Source organism: Bryocella elongata (assembly GCF_900108185.1).
GTDB lineage: Bacteria > Acidobacteriota > Terriglobia > Terriglobales > Acidobacteriaceae > Granulicella > Granulicella elongata.
Genome location: NZ_FNVA01000003.1, coordinates 1 through 19,244, shown reverse-complemented (window position 1 = coordinate 19,244; position 19,244 = coordinate 1). Strand labels below are relative to the sequence as shown.

Here is a 19,244-nt window from a genome sequence, read left to right as displayed (position 1 = left end):
ACGTCCCATCCGAGGAACCCACATTCACTCTCAGACGCGGATGCGTGAAGTATCCACGAACCCGAAAGCTGAAGTGGACAGATCTGCTGCCAATCGTTCCCCCGCATCACAATAATCAGAGATGTCCTCGAAACGTTCCAAACAATCCGCCGGCCTTCTCCTCTTCCGCCGCGTAGCACACGGCCTCGAAGTCTTCCTCGTGCATCCCGGCGGGCCCTATTGGCAGAAGAAGAACGAAGGCTCGTGGACAATTCCCAAAGGCGAGTTCGACGGCGACGAAGCGCCGCTCGATGCCGCCCGCCGCGAGTTCCTCGAAGAGACCGGCTTCGCCTCTCACGCTCCATTCCTCGACCTCGGCTCCATCCGCCAGAAGAGCGGCAAGGTCGTCGCCGCGTGGGCCTTCGCCGGCGACTGCGATCCCGCGCAGCTCATCAGCAACACCTGCGAGATCGAGTGGCCGCCGCGTTCCGGACAGCAGCTCACCATCCCCGAGATCGACCGCGGCGCATGGTTCACCCTCACCGAGGCAACGCTCTACCTACGCGCCGAGCAGCATCCGCACCTCGCTCGTCTCGAAGAGCACCTGCGCCTCGGCGTCGCATCGCGTGGCTGACCCGCCCACGCACGGCACCGTCTCCTGTCAAGCCCTCCGCGCTCGCTCGATTCGCAAATACCCGCGCCACCATTGGCGAAATGCGCCTTCCGCTCCTGGCATAGTTCGCCCGCTCCGTTCTTTACAATAAGAAGAGTGGACAAAACCACAACGGTGTCACACATCGCACAGCGCCCGTCGCTGCGAGGGATACCCCCACCCAAGCCGTCCGTTTTGAATATTTTGGCGACACCCCCGGGGATTGGGGGGAGGGGGGTACCCCAACGCCGAATTACGATTCAGCCCTCGCTGGCATCGCTCCGCGAAGCCTGCGATTCAGCGGCTCGGAGAAGAACTTAGCTAGCGCCCATCCCAGCGGAGCGCACAACAGGACGACACACACCACATAGATAGCAATCGCCGCATGTGGAGCGGGGTTCAGCTTCATGCCATGCGGCGTCGGATAGTAATGCGCAAAGATCGCAACCCCCGCCATCACCAGGAACTCGTGCGAGAGATACAGCTCATAGCTGTGCCGCCCAAACCACCGAATCGCCGCTGTCCATGGCGACGAGTGTGCCTCCGGATTCTGCAGCCGGCGCAGTGTTACGGCCACCATCACCATGGCCGTTGCAAGCGCGAGCAACGTGTCGTCGGTGCCGCTCGCGCCCAGCAGGTGCATCACGCGCCACCGGGGCCACACGAGGATCAGCGCGATGATTGCAGCACCAACGCACTGCAGACCATTCAGCCAGGACGTACCTAGGATGAGCTTCCTCCGCCGGAACCAGTTCATCAACACCGCCGCGATGCATCCCATGGCGATGTCGCTCATGCCTGCGAGATACGAGTTCTCCGCCGCAAGATCGTTCGCCGGCCACACCACTCGCGCCCATGGGCCTATGGCCACCAGCACCATCGCAAGCAACAGCCACACGCGGATGCCGCCGCTCCATCGCCGCATCAGCACCACCGCGACCAGCGGGAAGAAGAGATAGAACATCTCCTCAATCGAAAGCGACCACAGCACCGTCCACACCGCAGGCAGCCAGCCGTTGCGTGAGGTCTCCAGCCAGTTGAGATGGAACGTGAGCGCCGCAAACAACGCGCGAGGCAGCGTGGCTATCTTCGGGTTGATGACGAAGCCCGGCACCTTCGCCAGGTGCATCACGCTGAGCACCACGAGCAGCAGCAACAACAACGGCATGATGCGCGCAAAACGGATGCGGTAGAAGACCAGAGGCTTGATCCCGCCGAGCGAACCAAACCGTCGCAACGAAGTGAGCGTGATCAGGAAGCCCGAGACGGCGAAGAAGATCGTGACGCCGTTCCCTCCGTTGTGGAGCGCAAGGTGCGACAACATCGGGTTCCAATTTCGTCCGAGGTTCACATCCACACCGCGGAAACGAATCCACGTATGCAGCAGAATGACTGCAAGGATCGAGATCCCGCGCAGTACGTCGATGCCATCGAGGCGGCTCAGAGCAGGCTGTGTAGCGTTTGTGCCAGTCACTTCAAGATGGTACAGAACCGGGTGGCAAGCGACCGCCGCTCCTCGTATCCCGGAACATTCACGTTAAACACGACGCGCGTACGAACCGGCGGGAAGCCGACCCGTACGCGCAAGACACGTCGTGGGAGGGGCACGTATTTGCCGGTCGCGATCTATCGCAGAGATACCTCACCCCTGCGTCCGCGGCCTACGCGCCGAGCTTGTTACTTACCGGCGGAAGCCACGGAATCCGCCACCGTAGAAGCCGCCGTAGCCAAAGCCAATGCCAACACCGAAGCCTGGATACCCCCAGCCACCCCAGTAGGGTTCGCCCCAGTACGGGCCATAACCATAGCCGTAGGGGTAGCCATAGGCATAACCCGGGTAGTAACCGTAGCCGTCGCCGTATGCAGGTTCACCATTGGCTGGGGCGGCACCGGGCAGAAGGTCACCGCGCAAATCCATGGGACCGAACTCCATCGCGCGCTGCTCGCCGCCGAAGGTCAGCGCATGATCCTCCTTCACCTTCACCGGCTTGGCTGACGCGCTCGCATAAGCTTCCGCTTCGCCCTTCAGCGTGCGCACCGTGTTGGTGTCCGCGTTGAAGGTGTAAAGGCCGTCCTTCAGGATCGCTGTCTGGCCGCCGGGAAGGTCGACCAGGATCTGGGGACGGTGGTCGGGGTGGTGCACGTTCAGGTTGGCGACGCCGTGATCGATGCGGATCTCCACCTTGTCGGGAGTGGCACTCAGGGTTTCGGAGTGCGTGGCGCCGGTGCTGCGGAGCCATACGCCGGGAGCGATGGAGGCGTTATTCAGGCGGGGATACTGCATGCGGCGCTGCGGTGGGGGAGCTCCCTCACTCGGGGCGTAATCGCCGGGAGCTGCCTGCATCTGTTGCGGCGCAGGAGCGTAGCTGCGCTCAATCGGTGCGGGGTTCTGGTCCTGCGGGGCAGTGGTGTCCTGCGAGAATGCAACGCCCGCTGAGAGCGTCGCCAGTGCTGCAAGGGTAGTGATAAGCCGGCTCATTCCGCGAAATCCTCTGTGTATATAGATGCGCGTCGAGGCAGAATGTCGCGGTGCATCCACGAGAGTGGGGCAAGGCAAAAGATAGCGGGGTTGCCTCGGACGCTTGTAAACATTGAGCGGAATGCTTGCGTCTCATGCGCGTGGGGCGGCTAGTCGCGGGGGCGGCGGCGGATGCTGGCACCGAGGGTGCCGGAGAGGCCCAGCGCGGCGGCGATGACGCCGATGACGGCCACGATCGCCACGGCAGCACGGGAGAACAGCAGCAGCAGCGCGGTGGCAAAGCCACGCAGGATCGCCACGACCAACGTGACAACGATGTGGATGATGGTCGCCAAGCAGGCTCCAGCTTAGTCTCAGTAGCAGAGTTGGATGCATGCTGTGGGAAGGTGCGGTTCCACGGGTGAGTCGGGCATAGTGGAAGCAGGAGTCGGGCTTGAAGCTGACGTCGTACCAGGGAAAAGTTTCGCGAGTGGGAGCAGATAAGGCTCGGACCACGGTGCCGGGGTACGTGAACCCTCGGGGCCAACGGGTCTTGGAGCGCACTGGAGCGCGGTCGACAACCTTCCCGGGCCAAGTGATCTATCGGCTCAAGTGCAAGGACTGCGCTCTGGAGTACGGAGCGAACGGCTGCGATATCCACGCGCGGACGTGTCCGGGCTGCCAGAGCGGCTCGAAGGGCGAGCCGCTGGTGGAGAAGCCTGCGGGGCTGTTCTCCTAACGCCTGCCGGGGTACCCTCCCCTCCCCCTGTTTGGGGCAAAGTCTTCGAAACAAGGAATTTAGAGGCGGACTTCTTTTCAGGGATTCGGGGTCAGGGTCCAGGGTTCAGAAGGCGCGGATGTTTTGCAGACAAGACGGGCCGCCTGGTGGCGGCCCATTTCTCTTCCTGTATCCATTATAGGGAGTTGGGCCAGGAACTACGCCAACCGGAGACACTCTCCGGTTGTGGGCTGGGGAATCGGAGGGTCTCTCCGGTTGTGGCTTGGCTTATTGGGGAGGAACGGCGTACTCGGTGTGGAGGTGCATCTTCCACTGGCCTTGCTGGAGGACCCAGACGGTGGAGATGTTCGTGTCGCCTGACATGGTCTTGCCCTGGCAGCTGGGTGACTCGATGGCGCGGTAGGTGAGGGTGGCGATGGTGGGTGTGAGGAAGACGACCTTCGGCTCGCGGATTTTGACTGGGGCGAGGGTGCACTGCTTGAAGAAGACAGAGACGAAGTGAAGGACCTGCGGCCCGTCCCATGTCTCCTGCTCTACGTTGCGGAAGTCCGGGGTGAACTGTTTGGCGAGCCCGGCGGTGTTGGCGGAGGTGTAGTTGGTCCAGAAGAGGCGCTCGGCGGCGAGGACGGCGTCGGCTGTTGCGGTGGAGGGGTTGGATTGCGCGAGACAGGCCGGGGCGAAGCTCAGAAGGGCGAGGAGGATGAGGCGGCGCATGGTGGGATTGTAGCGGGGTGGTGGTTACGCGAAGAAGCTGAGCCGGAAGTTGGTAGACTTGGCGGCATTCCAGGCGCGTTGAGGAGTGTCCGCTTTGGGTCGATCGCGAACGAAGGTGATTCCTTTTCCGAAGAAGGGTGTTGCGCAGACGCCGGGCTCTGCAGCTAAATTGATATAAACGCAAGTCCTGCGGAGCGGCCTGCAGCGCTGAGCGAGGATGCGTTGCGCGTTTGCGTGCAAAGGATCGTCCTTTACGGAACTATCCGGGAGTCGTGGCACTCGAAGAACGACCGCAGCTACCGCAACGTCAGCATGGATGACATCCAGCACATGCTGCGGAGCGAGTGGAAGCTCAAGGGTAAGCCGCAGTGGAGCGACGACCACGGCAACTGGACCTACAAGCTCGACGGCAAAGACCTGGACGATGACGAGTTGACGTTGATCATCGCGGTGCGCGACGAACAGGTCGAGATCCTGGTCACTACGAAGTGGTGATTACGAAGTATTGAGGCGGGAGTGATGGGCGTGGCGGAGAATCCAGGAACGGGAAAGGCAAGAGCGCGAAAGATCGAGAAGAAGACGTCGACGATGCGGAAGCCGTACCACTTCGTGGGATCAGGTCTGCCGAACGTGTACCTGGTGGGGGTGGAGTACGAGGTGGATCGCGAGACGCTGGAGCAGCGGGCGGCGATCCCTCGGCTGCCTGACCTGCTGACGTGGATTGCGGTGACGCTGCTCTCGAAGGATGCTCCGCTTACGGGAGACGAGCTGCGGTTCCTGCGGAAGCGGGTGGGCAAGTCGTCGAAGGACTTTGCTCAACTGCTGGGACTGACGAGCGAGCAGTACTCGCGCATGGAGAACGGTGTGGTGACGATTACGCACTCGAACGATAAGCTGGCGCGGCTGCTGGTCGTCACGCTGAGCGTGGCCGAGGCACTGAAGAAGCCGGAGCTGATGGAGCGGGTCGCGAATCAGACCTGGACATCCCATGTTGGGCCAGATCAGCGGATTATTGCCCGCGTGGATGGCGTGCGGGGATGGACTGTGGAGACGAAGGCAGCGTGAGGGGGTTTCGTGCGTCCTGCTTCCCACCCGCTAGCAGAGTGCGCGTACAGGTCGGGAACCCGCACCCCTGCTGTTTTATAGTCGGCTATGGGTGGGCCACCCGACAGTGCGCACCCCCGGGGTCATCTTGATTGCTCGTCATGAGGCGGATTTCTATTGCTGCCCATGAGCCCGTCGCTTACTACGCGGGAGGCCTTAAGCTATCTTCAGATCAAACTCTGGCACAGAGAGGGACGCCATGAATTTCATGAAGAATGCACATATTGGTTCGGGTGGATTTGGAGAGGTCTGGTCCGCAACCCGCGTGACGGACGGCGCAGAGGTAGCGGTCAAATACCTCGTCGACCGCGACCAAGTCAGCGAAGACCGCTTCCGGCGAGAGGTCCGTTGCCTTGAGACGCTTTCCCATCCCAATGTGGTCAAAGTCCTTGGTAAAGAACTTGGAGATGGGGTGGGGGAACTCTACTATGTCATGCCTCTATACTCTGCATCGCTCTTCCATCGGATGCCCTCTGTCACGGGGGACTTTGCCAGGATCAAGAACATATTCACTTCCATCTGTGATGGTATGTCCTATGCCCACGCGGAGGGAGTTATCCATAGAGATCTAAAGCCTGAGAATGTGCTTCTTAACTCGGATACAGACATCGCGGTAACCGACTTTGGTCTGGGCCGGATTTTGACATCCGCTTCGACCAGGCTTACGAACACTGGTCAGGGATTTGGGACGCTCCTTTACTGTGCTCCGGAGCAGCTTGCCGATGCCAAGCGAGCGGACGCTAGATCAGACATCTACAGTTTGGGGCGGATTCTCTACGATCTTTTTTATGGGATCGATCTCGGACCCATAGATCTTGATGCAGTCCCATACCCAATTGCGGCTGTTATCAAAAAAGCTTCGCACCGCGATCCGGCAAACAGATATCAAACGGTTTCGGAGTTGCTTTTGGACTTCTCTGCCACGATGGGTCTTTTACTTGGTGATTTAGAACCGGATTCGATTGAAGACCTACTCGAAAAATTGAAGAGCCCGTTGGAGTTCAGTTCTAATCTTGACAAGTTGGCGATGGCATTAAAGAAGCAGGCGGACAACGGCGATGTCGTCCATAGCGCATTGATGACAATCCCAGACGGAGTTTTTAGCGCACTGGAAAAAAGCCAACCCGATCTCGCTCGGCATCTTGTCGGAACATTTTTCAATTATGTGACCTCGCAAAGTTGGGGGTTCAGTTATACGGACACAATCGCCAGTGTTTGTGGGCGTTTGTTCTATGAGAGCGGTGACCCTATCGTTCGTGCGCGATTGACTGAGGCTGTTCTTGTGGTGGGAGTCAGCCATAACCGATGGGCCGTAATGGAGAAGTTCGGCTCAATGGTGCATTCGATCAAGAGCGAAGAAGATGCTCAACAACACTGGGTTGTTTTGCGCCACCATCTAGATGAATTGCGTGCGGTGTCAGGTTATATAAACCGCAGTCGGCTGATTCCAGCTCTAGCAAACCTCTTTCCGTCCGAAGTGCCGGAGCAGTGATCGGATGACGGTTTCAGGACGGAGGGCGCGGGCTTAAGCCCGCGCCCTTTCTATTTTTGTGGGGCATTGTGCGGCCCGGTTGAAACCGGGCCCTTCCGGTCGCGGCGGGAGTGCGCGAGACGCAGATTCCCTTCAGGAATGACAAACAAGAGGGGCAAGAGCAAGTGCATCCGTTCCCGAAGGGCTTGGGGGCTGTGGCTGGTTGAGGGAGATGCAGGTCCTTCGACTTCGCGCGGTGCGCTCCGCTCAGGATGACGGTTTGTGGGTTGAGCGAAGCAGATCCCCTGCGGGGATGACAACAAGAAAAGGATCGATTTGCTAGCGGCCTGCTTCGTTGGGTTCCCTGCGGTAGATGCGGTATTCGAGGGGTTTTTCGGGGCGGGACCAATAACGTTGCAGGGTGTCGGAGGGTTGCTGGCGGACGAGGCTGTACGAGGCGAGTGTTGCCTGCAGCCATGGCCAGTCGCGAAATTTATCGAAGCTGGGGGGCTGGTTGAAGCAGGATGATTCGGTCAGGATGATCCACCGGGGCTTTGTTGCCAGCATCGCCTGCTGGAATTTTCTGCGCTGATCCAGGGAGATCGGGTCGACGTTGCTCTCGAAGTAACAATCGTAGAAGAAGCCGGTGGCTGGGAGGAGCTTTGCTTTGTATAAGCTCTCGATGCATGGGCCGATTGTGTCCAGACACTGGATGCTGCCTGAGTCGTGATCGATGCCGAGGGCCTTGATGTCGGCGAGGAGTGGGGCGTCCGGGTCCTGGCGGGAGTAGGTGGAGAGCTTATAGGTCTGCAGAAGGATCATGCCGACGCAGAGGGTGATTGCGGCCGGTGGAAAGATGGCCGCAGCCCCGGACGAGGGCACTTTTCGAAATAGACGCCGGAGGCAAAGGGCAATCAGGAAGATAAGAAAAGGGTAGCGCTGGTAGGAAAAGCCCTTTCTCTGGGTGATGTAGGAAAGAAGTCCAACGAGGGCTCCGGCGAGCAGGAGAAGATCGACCTTATCCAGAGAGCGTTGGCAGGCAAAGATCGCAGTTGCCGCTGTCAGCAGCAAGAGAGGCTGGAGGGGAGAGATCGAATGGAGCAGGAGATAGCCGATTGTTCGGCGGCCTAGCGACAGGTGGTAGGCATCCAAGCCGTGGAGCATCGTCCAGTAGGCGGTGAGCGCTTGGTTGGCAAGGAGAAAACCAAGGCACACCAAAGGAAGGCACAGGCTGCCGCCGACAGCCACAAGTAACAATGGAAGACCGTTGCGAGAGGTCCGCAGCTGCACCCAGAGCCATGCGACCAGTAACAAGACGAAGATGCCAAGCGGTGGCTTGAGGCATGTGGCCCAACCGACACAGATGCCCGCAAGCAGCAGGCTTATAGAACGCGATCTTGCCTGGCTTGCCGACGTGGCATAGAGGGCGAAGCAAGCGGACGAAATCAGGAGGACGGCAGCGGTGAGATCTCTCTGTCCGCCGGCCATAACGCCGTCCTGACCGTGGATGGTGAGAAAGAGCGTGCCCGCCAGGAACCCGGCCTGCCGCCGGTCCACTCCCATGAGGTATACGTAGCCAAGCCCAGCCAGCACGAGCAAGGCGAAATCAAAGAGCCGCCAGCCGAGCGCCCCGCCGCCGAACACAAGCATGGCGAGATCTTCGGTGAGGTACGCACCGGGGGTATTGATCTCGATGATGTCGCGATAGGGGCCCCAGCCGTGGTGGGTAAGGAAGACGACGTAGTGGACGAGGCCCGAGTCGCCCATGAGTGGCCAATGCCAGGTGAGGACGAGGAACGTCAACACGATGAGGCTGCAATATGCGGCGAGCCAGGGTTTGAGGAGTCGGAGGAAGGCGCGTCTAACGATCTCTTGAGACACGTGGTCATTCTACTGGGGAAGAGGTGCGGCTCGTGGTGATGGGGCCCCTACCCCCGGGTGTCCTCAAAATCTTCATCCGAGGGGAGATCGGAGATGGAATCCAGTTCGCGGAGGAGCGCTGCGGCGGAGCCGAGGGGTTCGGGTTTTTCCTCGGGATCCTCGGGATTTTCGGGGGCCTCGGGATCTTCGGGGGCCTCGGGATCCTCGTCGGGGGCGAGATCGTGGCCGTCGGCGGAGGGGACGGTGTGGGTGACGGTGTGGGGGTCGCGTACGAGGGTTTTGGCGTTGGCGCTGGCTACCTGGAGGGCATAGAGCACCATGCCGGCGCGTTTGGTATCGATGAGTCCCTGGCCGAGTGCGGAGACGACCATGGAGACGGCGATCTGGATGGATTCGCGGTCTTCGAGGGGCGGGAAGTCGAGGGTGACGGGACGCTGGAAGTTGCCAAAGTACTCCTGGACGAGCGGATTGCGCTGCAGGCCGCCAAGGTCGGGATTGAGGGGATGGATGATGGTCTCGACGTCGAAGTCTGTGGTCGACTCGCCGGCGAGGGGCGACTGGCGGCGGTTGGGGTAGCGGCGACGCTCGCGGTCGTGGAAGTAGCAGAGGGGCTCGCGATGGAGCGCGGGCGAGTTGCAGCGCGTGCCGTTGGCACGGATGTGTCTACAGAAGTTGGTCGACATGTTGGATTTTCCAGCGATTCAGGATTGGGGAGCAGCGCGGGTCCAGGGCTCTGATTGGCCAAGGACGCCGTTTTCGGGCTCCACTTTCTATTGTAGGGAGGCGGGTGGGGTGATTGTGCCACCGTGCTGACGCCGGTTTTGGCTGTGTTGGCGCGGGTTTTGAGGGCGTGTCGCCGGATGTGGGGGTTGACAGGAGTTTGGGAGCGGTGAGGGCTCACACGGTGGGGATGTTGGGGTTCGTCGGGGATTCGCTGTTGCCATCCGGGGATGGCGGGGAGACCTGTCTGACGGGCGCGGCGGTGTCGGCGGAGGTGTCGTTGGTCCAGAAGAGGCGCTCGGCGGCGAGGACGTCGTCGGCTGTTCCGGCGGAGGGGTTAGATTGCGCGAGACAGGCCGGGGCGAAGCTCAGAAGGGCGAGGAGGATCAGGCGGCGGATGTGGGGTGTAGCTTTTGGGAGGGCGTGGACGGCATTCAGTCATTGCGCTTCGCGTCCCTCCGGCCTTCGGCAGAGCGGGACCAGCTCATGCCTCGTCGAGATCGCGTCATGGATGCAGGGCCGATTACTTGGCCACTAGCAAGGGGTAGCTAGGCGAAGCGAATTCCAAAAAGGCCACCGGTCAGTGTTGCATCGGTCAGTTTCGTTGGAACATGAAACGGCGTGACGTCGAAGCCTCTCGGATATTCGATTTCTTTATCCGAGTTAAACGTAACGATGTATTGAACGTTGTAGGCGGCAGCAAATCTTTGCCCTAAGGCCAAGGCTGCACCAACTTGTCTTGAATCGACCGGGTCAAAGAGGTGGCTATCATGGACAAGAAAGCCTGGCCCCAAACCCTTTGAGGCTGCAAGTTGACACAGCATCATGTCGAAGGTGTAGATCTGCATGTGTCCGATCCCAGGGCTCCGTTCGCCTTGGACCTCGACATTGAAGGTTGGCCCGTTCGTTGTTTCGGATGGCGTGAAAAGGGCTGGCTTCTCATACAGCTCGCTCGATATCTCCTGAAATGTCACGATGACCTTATTAAGTTGGTCTGCCTGCTCGGAATAGTCCTGCTGTAGCCGGAGCAGCAGTTGTTGCCGTCTGATCTTGGCCTTTGCCAAGCCTTCTTCTATCTGCTCGGCGGCGGCGAATCTTCTCTGTAAGAGATCCAATTCGGCGACCTTCTTGCCATATTCGGCTTGGAGTTTTAGGAACTGCTCCAGCGCGCCGTGGGAGCTTAGAAGTCCGAAACATGCTTGGCGCTCGGCGTCCAAGCTGGCTTTGCGTCGTTCCCGAGACGCGATCCGTTGTCTTGCCGCTTGAATCTCTGAATTTAGGTATGATTTTCGATTTAATACCACTGATTCGTGAAAGAGCTTCACGTCGTTGAAGGCACGTAGCGCGACACCAGGCAATACAAGACCGGCCTCTTTATAAACCTTTTCCAGCTCCGAGATCTGGGGGGTATGCTCATCTTCGATTGCCGTCTCCAGGTCAAGGATTAGCTCGTCGTCGAGTGTGTTGTCTGCTGATAATCTCGACAGCTCGTTGGTTAGTTCCCCTGCCCGTTGTTCGTATTCTCTGAAATCAGGCAATACCTGGAAGCCGCTGATGCGGCTTTGAAATTTTGCCAACTCCTTTGACTTAGAAGCGATTTCAGCCCGAAGCTCTGCCTTTTTCCCGACGACCTCTGCAAGGTCTCCTTCCCCGACAGCTGCCTTTAGCTTCTTAATCGAATCTTCGGAGTCCCGCACCTTTTGCCAATCTTGCGGTATTGTCCAGTCGAGACCTAACAAAAAAGAGACCGCGACTTGCCATTGGACCGGCTTTGATTGCAAGAAATATAGGTAGGGTTTTGAGAACCCGCCGGGCTCCCTTCTCACGAAATAGGGGAAAAGGGATCGAAAAGTTGGTGCGTAAGCTGATTGACCCCTCTTGGCTGAGGCGTCAAGTCCGAACATGAAATGCCCAAGGACTCTGTCCCATGACTTCACGTTGAGAATCCATTCCTGCTTCTCTTCTGACAGCTCGGGCTTTACGGGCCAATCCCCGAACGAGGATGCGTTGACGATCACGTCACCAGGCTCTGATCCGGATCGCTCCGCTCGGACCACCTGCCCCCCTAGGTCGAACTCCAGGCCGAATCGATGGCCGGCCAGCTCGGGCATTTTAAAGATCGAATCCTTGTCGCACTCCCCGGCGCAAACGAAGTGGATGATTTCGAGGGTCGACGATTTTCCAGCCCCGTTCCGAGTCTGCTTAGACTTGGCCTTCGACTCTTTGTCTGCTAAAAGGACGTTGAGGCCCGGGCCGAACTCGAGCTGCTTGAATGATGGCAACGAACTGTAGATTCGGTAGATCACATTCCAACCCGTTTCAGACGGCCGTCGTTTAGCTCTACGAGCTTCATCGAGAACAAGAGAGCTACAGCCAGCACGAACCAATCAAACGACAGTGGGCTCGCATTTGTGCGCGAGCTGCGCATCTCTTTGATATCCGACCAAACTTTTGAGACCGTCGCTGGTTCCGAGAGCAGTGAAAGGACGTCCCCGCCGACCGCGAGAAGCGCTCTATCCTCCGGTAAGCGCTTTGTGGGCAGAATCATGACGGCTCCGATTCTTTGACGGGCTCAAAAATCTCGCACTCTTCGAAGAGGAAGGCGAGCAATGCCAAGACGGCCGTTTCCTTCGCAGAACCATCTTGGCTTCCGCCGCCAGCATAGTGCCAAAGGTGAGTTAAGAGATCATCACCTGACTCCCCAGAATCCCTCAGTTCCAGGTATTTCGCATGAAAGGTCGCTGCGACGCGGTCGCCAAGCTCTGGATCGTGCCACTTGTCGAAAAGCTTCTTCACTAAATGAGCTTTGCGGCTTCCCATCGTCAAGAGCGACTGAGTGTAGTCCGACAGCTGGTTGGCTTCGAGCTTGCCAGGTGCTACTTCTGCAACCGGTAATCCAACGGGCGCCTCTTGCTGGGCCAGCGCGTTCACGACGACGATCACGTCTTTTATGTCGAGACGTTTGAAGGTCAAATCAGTTGGCGTGTGGCCCAAAATGGCAGCTTGGTCTTCAGATTGCAGCGAGAAAAACTCGTTGCGCAGCTCGACATCGCACCAAGACTCGACCGAGACGCCGTTTGAGCCGTTGAGGCTCTGAAGGTGCTTTACCGTCTGCGGGGGAAGGCCGCTCTTGTGTTGATTGTGGACGAATACCCATTCGCCCATGAGGGTTGACCAATGAGCAACGGCTCCTGTGAAATCCTCGTCGATCTTATCCTTTGCAACCGTAGCCTTGAACGTCTCCGGTGCGTAAACCTGGTATACACGCCGCTTTGACGCATGATATCCGTCGCACTTGTGGTCGCCTTGATTTCCGTATGGCTTGACCTTCCGGAAGTCGCCGGGATACCGGCGCTCCATGATGGCGCTGAATAGCGATTGAAACTCGGTTCCCGTCCTGGAACGGAATTCGTCGTTGAACTTAAGCTCGTACCAAGCGCGCATGCTGCTCCGGGTGCTCTCGTTGGATACGTAAGTCTATCCCGTTCTAGGCTATTGCAGCAGGGTTCCGCCGTCGCCGTTGGTTTTGGGGTCTTCGGGGGGGATTACGGTTGCTGAGGCTACCTTGTCGTCGGCTTCCAGGTTCAAGAGGCGGACGCCGGAGGTGCTGCGGCCGGCGGCTCTTACGGACTTGGTGTCGATGCGGATGATTTTGCCGAACTGGCTGATGACCATCATCTCGGTGGTGTCGTCGACGAGGTTGATGCTGGTGACCTTGCCGATCTTTGGGGTGGTCTTCATGTTGATGACGCCCTTGCCGCCGCGGGTCTGGAGGCGGTAGGCGTCGACGTCGGTGCGCTTGCCGTAGCCGTTGTCGGAGACGGAGAGGATGAGGCAGGGGGTGAGGCCTAGCTTCTCGTCGAGCTTGGCGAGCTTAGCGCTGATCTCGGGAGCGGCGGTGGGGACCTCGGCGGTGTCGTCACCGGGGGCGAGGGCCATGGGCTGGGCTGCGGCGGAGTCGATGGCTTCGTCGATGGCCTTGGCAACGACGTCGGCGAGTCCGGCTTCGCGGGCGCGTTCGAGGCGCTGCTTGTTGCGGGCCTCGGAGGACGGGGTGACTGCTGCGCCGATGACGTAGTCGTTCTTCTTGAGGGCGATGCCGCGGACGCCGGTGGCGGGGCGGCCCATGCTGCGCACGTCAGCCTCGTGGAAGCGGATGGCTAGGCCTTCGTGGGTGGCGAGGAAGATGACCTGCTCGCCGTCGGTGATGCGGGCGGTGATGAGCTCGTCGTCCTTGTCGATGCCGATGGCGATGATGCCGCGGGCCATGACGTTGGAGAAGTCCTTGAGCGCGGTCTTCTTGACGGTGCCGTTGCGGGTGGCGAAGAAGACGAACTTGCCATCCTCTTCCAGGTTGCGGACGGGGAGGATGGTGACGACCTTTTCGCCGGGCTGGAGGTCGACGAGGGAGGCCATGGCCTTGCCCTTGCCAGCGGCGCCGACGTCGGGGATCTCGTAGACCTTGAGCCAGTAGACGCGGCCGGAGTTGGTGAAGCAGAGCAGGTAGGCGTGGGTGGAGTCGATGATGAGCTGCGAGACGAAGTCTTCCTCGCGGGTCTTCATGCCCATGCGACCGGTGCCGCCGCGCTTCTGCTGCCGGTAGACGGTGATGGGTGTGCGCTTGAGGTAGCCGGTGTTGGAGACGGTGACGGCGACCTGCTCGTCGGCGATGAGGTCTTCGAGGGTGAGCTCGGTGGTCTCGTCGAGGATGATGGTGCGGCGGGGGTCGCCGTACTTGTCGCGGACTTCCTCGAGCTCCTTGATGATGACGCGGCGGAGCTTCTTGTCCGAGGCAAGAATCGATTCGTACTCGGCGATGTCGTCGCGGACCTTACGCAGCTCGTTCATGATCTCGTCAATGGAGAGCTGGGTGAGGCGGTACAGCTGGAGTTCGAGGATGGCGTCGATCTGGCGGTAGCTGAGGATGAGGGTGCCGGCGGAGTTGTTGGCCAGCTGGGCGGAGACGCTGCCGCCGTTGAGGTCGATGCCGTACTTGGCGGGGTCGAGGGTGACACCCTGGATCTCGGTGCCGCGGAGGTTGATGCGGCGGTTGGAGAAGTAGCCGAAGAGATTCTCGCGGGCGTCGGCGCGCGAGGAGCTCTGGCGAATAATCTTGATGACGTTGTCGAGGTGGTCGAGGGCGATCTGGTAGCCGAGGCGGATGTGCTCGAACTCGCGGGCCTTGTTGAGGAGGAAGGCGGTGCGGCGGCGGACGACGTCGATGCGGTGATCGAGGAAGGCCCAGATGGCGTGGTCGAGCGGGAACTCCTTGGGCTGGCCGCCGTGGACGGCCAGGAAGATCATGGAGAAGGATTCCTGCATGGAGGTGTGCTTGTAGAGCTGGTTGAGGACGATCTCGCTCTGGGCGCCGCGCTTGAGCTCGATGACGATGCGCATGCCGTCGCGGTCGGACTCATCGCGGACGTCGGAGATGTCGTCGACGATCTTCTCGTTGACGAGCTCGGCGATGCGCTTGATGAGGGTCGACTTGTTGACCTGGTAGGGGATCTCAGAGACGATGATGGCCTGTCGGCCGCCGGTGATCTGCTCGAGGCCGCACTTGGCGCGCATCATGAAGCGGCCGCGGCCGGTCTGGTAGGCGCGGGGGATGCCGGACTTGCCGTAGATGAAGCCGCCGGTGGGGAAGTCGGGACCCTGGACGTGCTCGAGCACGATGTCGAGGTTGGAACGCGTGTCGGACTTCTCTTTCGAGAGGAGGGCAATGGACGCGTTGAGGACCTCGGTGAGATTGTGCGGCGGGATGTTGGTGGCCATGCCGACGGCGATGCCGGTGCCGCCGTTGACGATGAGGTTGGGGAAGCGGCAGGGCAGTACGGTGGGCTCGGTGGTCGAGTCGTCGTAGTTGGGGACGAAGTCGACGGTATCGGAGTCGATATCGGCGAGCATCTCGGCGGTGATGCGCATCATGCGGGCTTCGGTGTAACGCATGGCGGCGGGTGGATCACCGTCGACGGAGCCGAAGTTACCCTGGCCATCGACGAGGGGATAGCGCAGGCTGAAGGGCTGGGCGAGGCGCACGAGTGCGTCGTAGATGGCGGTGTCGCCGTGGGGGTGGTAGTTACCCATGGCCTGCGAGACCGGCTTGGCCGACTTCATGTACTTCTTGTTGTGCTGGAGGCCGAGCTCCTGCATGGAGTACAGGATGCGGCGGTGCACGGGCTTGAGGCCGTCACGGACGTCGGGCAGCGCGCGGCCGACGATGACGGACATCGAGTAGTCGAGATACGAACGGCGCATCTCCTCCTCGATGTTGATGGGGGTCATGATCAGAGCTCCGGGGCCTGTGGGCGCACCGGGGCCTCCCGCACCACCGCCGGGCGGCGGATTGTTGGAGTTTGCGTCCTGGGAGGGGGTGAGATCGTCGGGATTCGACCCTAGGGGGAGCTGGTTCTGATCGTCTGCCATTCAACGTTTATTTTAGCAATTTCTTCGCCTTTGCCGACGGTTGGTTTGGTCCAGGTTTGCCCAAGAATCGCTTGATTTTGGCAGCAGTCTTCGGGGACATGACTTCGCACTCCCAAATCACCATCACGCGCCACCCCAACTGGCGAAGCTCATCCTTCCGCGTGGTGTCACGGGCCACGTTGCCGGCCAGTTTTGGCGCCCAATACTCGGGCCTAGAGGACGGGATTCGCCCCTCGTTGCACTTGGTGTGCTGGTGCCAAAAGCATCCGTGAACGAAGATCACGGCTCGGCGACCGGGAAAGACTAAATCGGGTCTCCCCGGGAGTGCTTTGGAATGAAGTCTGAACCTGTAACCCATACCAAAAATGAGCCGGCGAACAGAGATCTCGGGCGAGGTGTTTAGGCTCTTGATTCGCCGCATGTTCTCGGAGCGACGAGCTTGGCTAAGCTTATCCATTGGATCCTCCGGAGGCATTAGATGTCCGATGAGTCAACAGCCGCAAACACCCCTTGGCGTGGATACGTGCCGAAGTCCTTGCCGGAGGGGTTCAACTTTCCTGCCACTCATCAGGACTATGAATTGATGTGCTTCCTTCACGAGGAGATCCTTCGGCTCGGGGGCGGGTGGAAGCAGTTTTGTGCAGAGGTTCCTACACTCATTCGCCGCGCGATCGATGAGGTAATCGACACCGGCAGGTCTGGACGATTTCTCATTGACGAGTTAGAGAAGACAGAAAAAACCTACATAGGTACGAAAGTCGAAATCCTACTCAGAAATTACCTCGGTGCCCCTTGGGGTAAACTTTTGGACCTCAACTTACGAGGAGTTGAAGTGGATATCAAGAACACGGTCACGGGAACTTGGTATGTCCCGCCGGAGGCGTTCGGTCGTCCCTGCATCGTAGTCTCAGCCGACGAGGTTAGGTCAACGTTCAGTATCGGTATCATCGTGGCCCGGCCAGAAATTCTGAACAAAGGAAATCAGGATAAGAAACGTTCTATCTCGGCTCGCGGGATAAGAGAGAATGCGCATTGGCTCCTAAGGGATTACCCCTATCCACCTAACTTTTGGCAACAGGTTCCCGTTCCGATTAGAGAAGCGATCCTCTCGTCTGGGAAGGGGACCAAGAGAGTTGCCGCCCTCTTTCGCAAGTTTATGCGGCAACCCATCCCCAAGAAGGTAGCGGTGGGCTTGGCGCAGCAAGAAGATCCGATGAGAAGAATCAGAAAGGGAGGAGGAGCAAGGGACGAATTTGTAGGGGAGGGAATCGTCCTCCTCTCGGGCCAATATGATCGGGCCCTCATTCATGAACTAGGGCTCCCCGTATGCGCGAGGGATGAGTTCATATCCATCAAGGCCGCTACAAGCGCGGAAGAAGAGATACTGAAGCGGGGCAAAAAAATCTGAAGCTAGCCGACCATTCTGAGAGAAGCTCGCGCTTCAAGACACTTTCTCACCTGAGCTGCGACTGACTTGGCAACGGGGGGCGGGAAGGCGTTTCCAACCTGCCGATATGCTGCAGTTTTCCCACCGACAAACTGCCAGTCGTCCGGAAATCCCTGAATCCTCGCTGCCATCCGAACCGTGAGGCGAGGAATTCCTTGGAAGTCGCGATCTGGAGCGGCATCTGCGAGAGTCTTGCCGTTGACACCTAGAGCTTCCCAGGCCCTACGGGCCCGGGTGGGGCCAAGGTCTGGTCCGCCGTGTTTTTTGCTTCCGCCTACCAGCGTCGGAGCAATTTCATTTGCGATGCTCTTCCACGCCTCGGCGCCAGCCCAACCGCGCTCTTTCATGAGATCCACCAACAGCTCACCTACGGTTGGCGGCGGCACCTCCGATGGAGTCGGCCAGCGAAAGTTGCTCTCAAGGCCGCGGCGAATCGCAACAAAGTTAACTCGGGGTCTTAGTTGAGACACCCCGTAGTCAGAGGCATTCAGCAGATGCCAATCGGTCCAGTATCCGGGTAACTCATTGGCAATGTATGTCCGGTAATCTGCGAAAACGGCATCCAGAATGCCGCGAACGTTCTCAATCACGATGGCTCGAGGTTGAAGCCGCCTAATCAAATCGAGGGCAGCGGGAAAGAGGTTGCGCTCATCAGCGCTACCAAGCTGCTTGCCGGCCTTCGAGAATGGGGGACAAGGGAGCCCCGCCGCAATTACGTCCACACCTGCAAACTCCGAGCCGTCGAAGTTGTTCAGGTCTTCGTGCCTAACGTCCCAGTGCGGTCTGTTGAATCGAAGTGTGCGGCATGCGTGACCGTCGAGTTCAACCAGTGCCGCGTGCTCGAATCCAGCCTGCTCAAACCCTAGGGCCTGACCGCCCGCGCCTGCGCACAATTCCAGAACTCTTAGACGTTTCGCCATACCTTCGTTATAACGAAAAGCTCTTTGGAAATGATCGAAGAAAACACGAAGGAGGCAAGATGTTCCCAAGAGCGAACGCCGCGGAAATGTCCCGGCGAAAAATCTGCACCTTCAGACGCGGGAGCGCGGACTCGCCCCGGGGGAGCTTGTACTCCCAGGCAAAGGCGTCGCGCTTTCAGACGTCGGCGAAGCCGGAGCCTCCGCCGACCTTGGTGACGTGCTTTTCAAAGGTGTAATTGCCCCCAACCATGTCGTCTTCTGTGGGATGAGAGACGCCGAGGGCTTCGCAGAGGTCGCGAAAGTGTTGCTGGTAGGCGGACTTCTCGGTGAGCTGGGTCTGCTGCCACTTGATGGCGAACGTTGTGAGGTCGAGTGGCATGGTCTCCGTATTGTGCCAAATGCGTGGCGGCTTCGTTCGGGGTGGCGGGAGGAGCCTGGTGGCTACTCGGATTCTACGCAGGGGCAATCGCGGCGCGGGTCCGAGAGCCCGGACCCCCTGAGGGGTGTTTTCATTGGGGAGGAAGCCTGATCGAGATCAAGTCTTCTTCACAGCCATTGTGAGGATGCTCTGAGTTTCGCGCGTTCCCTCAGCGGCTAAATGTGAGTTTGCATCAGGTTATTGTCTTTTCAGGGAGATGTTCTGATGCGATCTCATCCTTTGGCTCGGACGACGTTTGCGATTCGGAAGCAGCTGGCGAAGGCGGTTGTGGCTGGGCGGTTGAGCTTGAGCGAG

At 59.4% G+C, this 19,244-nt stretch carries 19 protein-coding genes; 6 read left to right on the top strand and 13 right to left on the bottom strand.

All coding sequences use genetic code 11. The annotated features are described in order from the left end of the window. Nucleotides 1-121: 121 nt before the first annotated feature. A complete protein-coding gene (locus C4S68_RS09390) occupies nucleotides 122-613 on the top strand; it encodes an NUDIX domain-containing protein (RefSeq protein ID WP_103932825.1) in 492 nt (163 codons plus the stop codon). A gap of 271 nt (nucleotides 614-884) precedes the next feature. On the opposite strand, the gene C4S68_RS09385 is transcribed toward C4S68_RS09390, so the two are convergent. The 3 genes from C4S68_RS09385 to C4S68_RS09375 all read right to left on the bottom strand — a co-directional run bounded on the left by C4S68_RS09385 (nucleotide 885) and on the right by C4S68_RS09375 (nucleotide 3,445). Next, nucleotides 885-2,105, bottom strand: a complete 1,221-nt coding sequence (locus tag C4S68_RS09385) for an acyltransferase family protein (RefSeq protein ID WP_103932824.1) — start codon at nucleotides 2,103-2,105, stop codon at nucleotides 885-887. 207 nt (nucleotides 2,106-2,312) lie between these two features. Next, nucleotides 2,313-3,110 (bottom strand): hypothetical protein, encoded by a 798-nt coding sequence (locus tag C4S68_RS09380; protein ID WP_103932823.1) that lies wholly within the window; start codon nucleotides 3,108-3,110, stop codon nucleotides 2,313-2,315. A 149-nt stretch (nucleotides 3,111-3,259) separates the two neighbouring features. Continuing rightward, nucleotides 3,260-3,445 carry a hypothetical protein gene (locus tag C4S68_RS09375; protein WP_103932822.1) on the bottom strand — a complete coding sequence of 62 codons (186 nt, stop codon included), beginning with the start codon at nucleotides 3,443-3,445 and terminating at the stop codon, nucleotides 3,260-3,262. Between the two features lie 98 nt (nucleotides 3,446-3,543). Here C4S68_RS09375 and C4S68_RS09370 point away from each other — a divergent pair, with 98 nt between their 5' ends. Beyond that, complete coding sequence (locus tag C4S68_RS09370; protein WP_200821522.1) at nucleotides 3,544-3,828, top strand: hypothetical protein; 285 nt, start codon at nucleotides 3,544-3,546, stop codon at nucleotides 3,826-3,828. A gap of 267 nt (nucleotides 3,829-4,095) precedes the next feature. Here the strand turns inward: C4S68_RS09370 and C4S68_RS09365 are convergent, their stop codons facing one another. Further along, nucleotides 4,096-4,542, bottom strand: coding sequence for a nuclear transport factor 2 family protein (locus tag C4S68_RS09365; protein ID WP_103932821.1), 447 nt, complete (start codon nucleotides 4,540-4,542; stop codon nucleotides 4,096-4,098). 234 nt (nucleotides 4,543-4,776) lie between these two features. On the opposite strand from C4S68_RS09365, the gene C4S68_RS09360 reads away from it, so the two are divergent. The 3 genes from C4S68_RS09360 to C4S68_RS09350 all read left to right on the top strand — a co-directional run bounded on the left by C4S68_RS09360 (nucleotide 4,777) and on the right by C4S68_RS09350 (nucleotide 7,138). After that, on the top strand, nucleotides 4,777-5,037 hold the full coding sequence (locus C4S68_RS09360) for a hypothetical protein (protein WP_103932820.1): 261 nt from the start codon (nucleotides 4,777-4,779) through the stop codon (nucleotides 5,035-5,037). A gap of 93 nt (nucleotides 5,038-5,130) precedes the next feature. Next, nucleotides 5,131-5,607 (top strand): helix-turn-helix domain-containing protein, encoded by a 477-nt coding sequence (locus tag C4S68_RS09355; protein ID WP_160115077.1) that lies wholly within the window; start codon nucleotides 5,131-5,133, stop codon nucleotides 5,605-5,607. A 238-nt stretch (nucleotides 5,608-5,845) separates the two neighbouring features. Then, nucleotides 5,846-7,138, top strand: coding sequence for a serine/threonine-protein kinase (locus C4S68_RS09350; RefSeq protein WP_103932818.1), 1,293 nt, complete (start codon nucleotides 5,846-5,848; stop codon nucleotides 7,136-7,138). Between the two features lie 318 nt (nucleotides 7,139-7,456). Here the strand turns inward: C4S68_RS09350 and C4S68_RS09345 are convergent, their stop codons facing one another. The 7 genes from C4S68_RS09345 to C4S68_RS09310 form a co-directional block, all read right to left on the bottom strand. Next, nucleotides 7,457-8,884 (bottom strand): ArnT family glycosyltransferase, encoded by a 1,428-nt coding sequence (locus C4S68_RS09345; RefSeq protein ID WP_146072092.1) that lies wholly within the window; start codon nucleotides 8,882-8,884, stop codon nucleotides 7,457-7,459. A gap of 161 nt (nucleotides 8,885-9,045) precedes the next feature. Then, nucleotides 9,046-9,681 carry a hypothetical protein gene (locus C4S68_RS09340; protein ID WP_103932816.1) on the bottom strand — a complete coding sequence of 212 codons (636 nt, stop codon included), beginning with the start codon at nucleotides 9,679-9,681 and terminating at the stop codon, nucleotides 9,046-9,048. Nucleotides 9,682-10,266: 585 nt separating this feature from the next. Then, the gene (locus C4S68_RS09330) at nucleotides 10,267-12,024 is read right to left on the bottom strand and encodes an ABC-three component system protein (protein WP_103932814.1); all 1,758 of its coding nucleotides are present in this window, start codon (nucleotides 12,022-12,024) and stop codon (nucleotides 10,267-10,269) included. Next, nucleotides 12,021-12,266 (bottom strand): ABC-three component system middle component 6, encoded by a 246-nt coding sequence (locus tag C4S68_RS23950; RefSeq protein ID WP_103932813.1) that lies wholly within the window; start codon nucleotides 12,264-12,266, stop codon nucleotides 12,021-12,023. Before C4S68_RS23950 ends, C4S68_RS09330 begins: the two co-directional genes overlap by 4 nt. Beyond that, on the bottom strand, nucleotides 12,263-13,162 hold the full coding sequence (locus C4S68_RS09320) for an ABC-three component system protein (RefSeq protein ID WP_103932812.1): 900 nt from the start codon (nucleotides 13,160-13,162) through the stop codon (nucleotides 12,263-12,265). The genes C4S68_RS23950 and C4S68_RS09320 overlap by 4 nt, the downstream gene beginning before the upstream one ends. A 48-nt stretch (nucleotides 13,163-13,210) precedes the next feature. Then, nucleotides 13,211-16,144: a DNA gyrase subunit A gene (gyrA, locus tag C4S68_RS09315; RefSeq protein WP_103932811.1), complete on the bottom strand. Its 2,934-nt coding sequence runs from the start codon at nucleotides 16,142-16,144 to the stop codon at nucleotides 13,211-13,213. Between the two features lie 7 nt (nucleotides 16,145-16,151). Further along, nucleotides 16,152-16,601 (bottom strand): very short patch repair endonuclease, encoded by a 450-nt coding sequence (locus C4S68_RS09310; protein ID WP_103932810.1) that lies wholly within the window; start codon nucleotides 16,599-16,601, stop codon nucleotides 16,152-16,154. A 21-nt stretch (nucleotides 16,602-16,622) separates the two neighbouring features. On the opposite strand from C4S68_RS09310, the gene C4S68_RS09305 reads away from it, so the two are divergent. Continuing rightward, entirely contained in the window at nucleotides 16,623-17,552 is a 930-nt protein-coding gene (locus tag C4S68_RS09305; RefSeq protein ID WP_103932809.1) for a NaeI family type II restriction endonuclease, read from the top strand. Between the two features lie 2 nt (nucleotides 17,553-17,554). Here C4S68_RS09305 and C4S68_RS09300 read toward each other — a convergent pair whose 3' ends face one another. Together C4S68_RS09300 and C4S68_RS23170 are read right to left on the bottom strand one after the other, a co-directional pair. Next, nucleotides 17,555-18,511, bottom strand: coding sequence for a DNA cytosine methyltransferase (locus C4S68_RS09300; RefSeq protein WP_103932808.1), 957 nt, complete (start codon nucleotides 18,509-18,511; stop codon nucleotides 17,555-17,557). Nucleotides 18,512-18,686: 175 nt separating this feature from the next. Then, the gene (locus C4S68_RS23170) at nucleotides 18,687-18,890 is read right to left on the bottom strand and encodes a hypothetical protein (protein WP_160115075.1); all 204 of its coding nucleotides are present in this window, start codon (nucleotides 18,888-18,890) and stop codon (nucleotides 18,687-18,689) included. Between the last annotated feature and the right edge of the window lie 354 nt (nucleotides 18,891-19,244).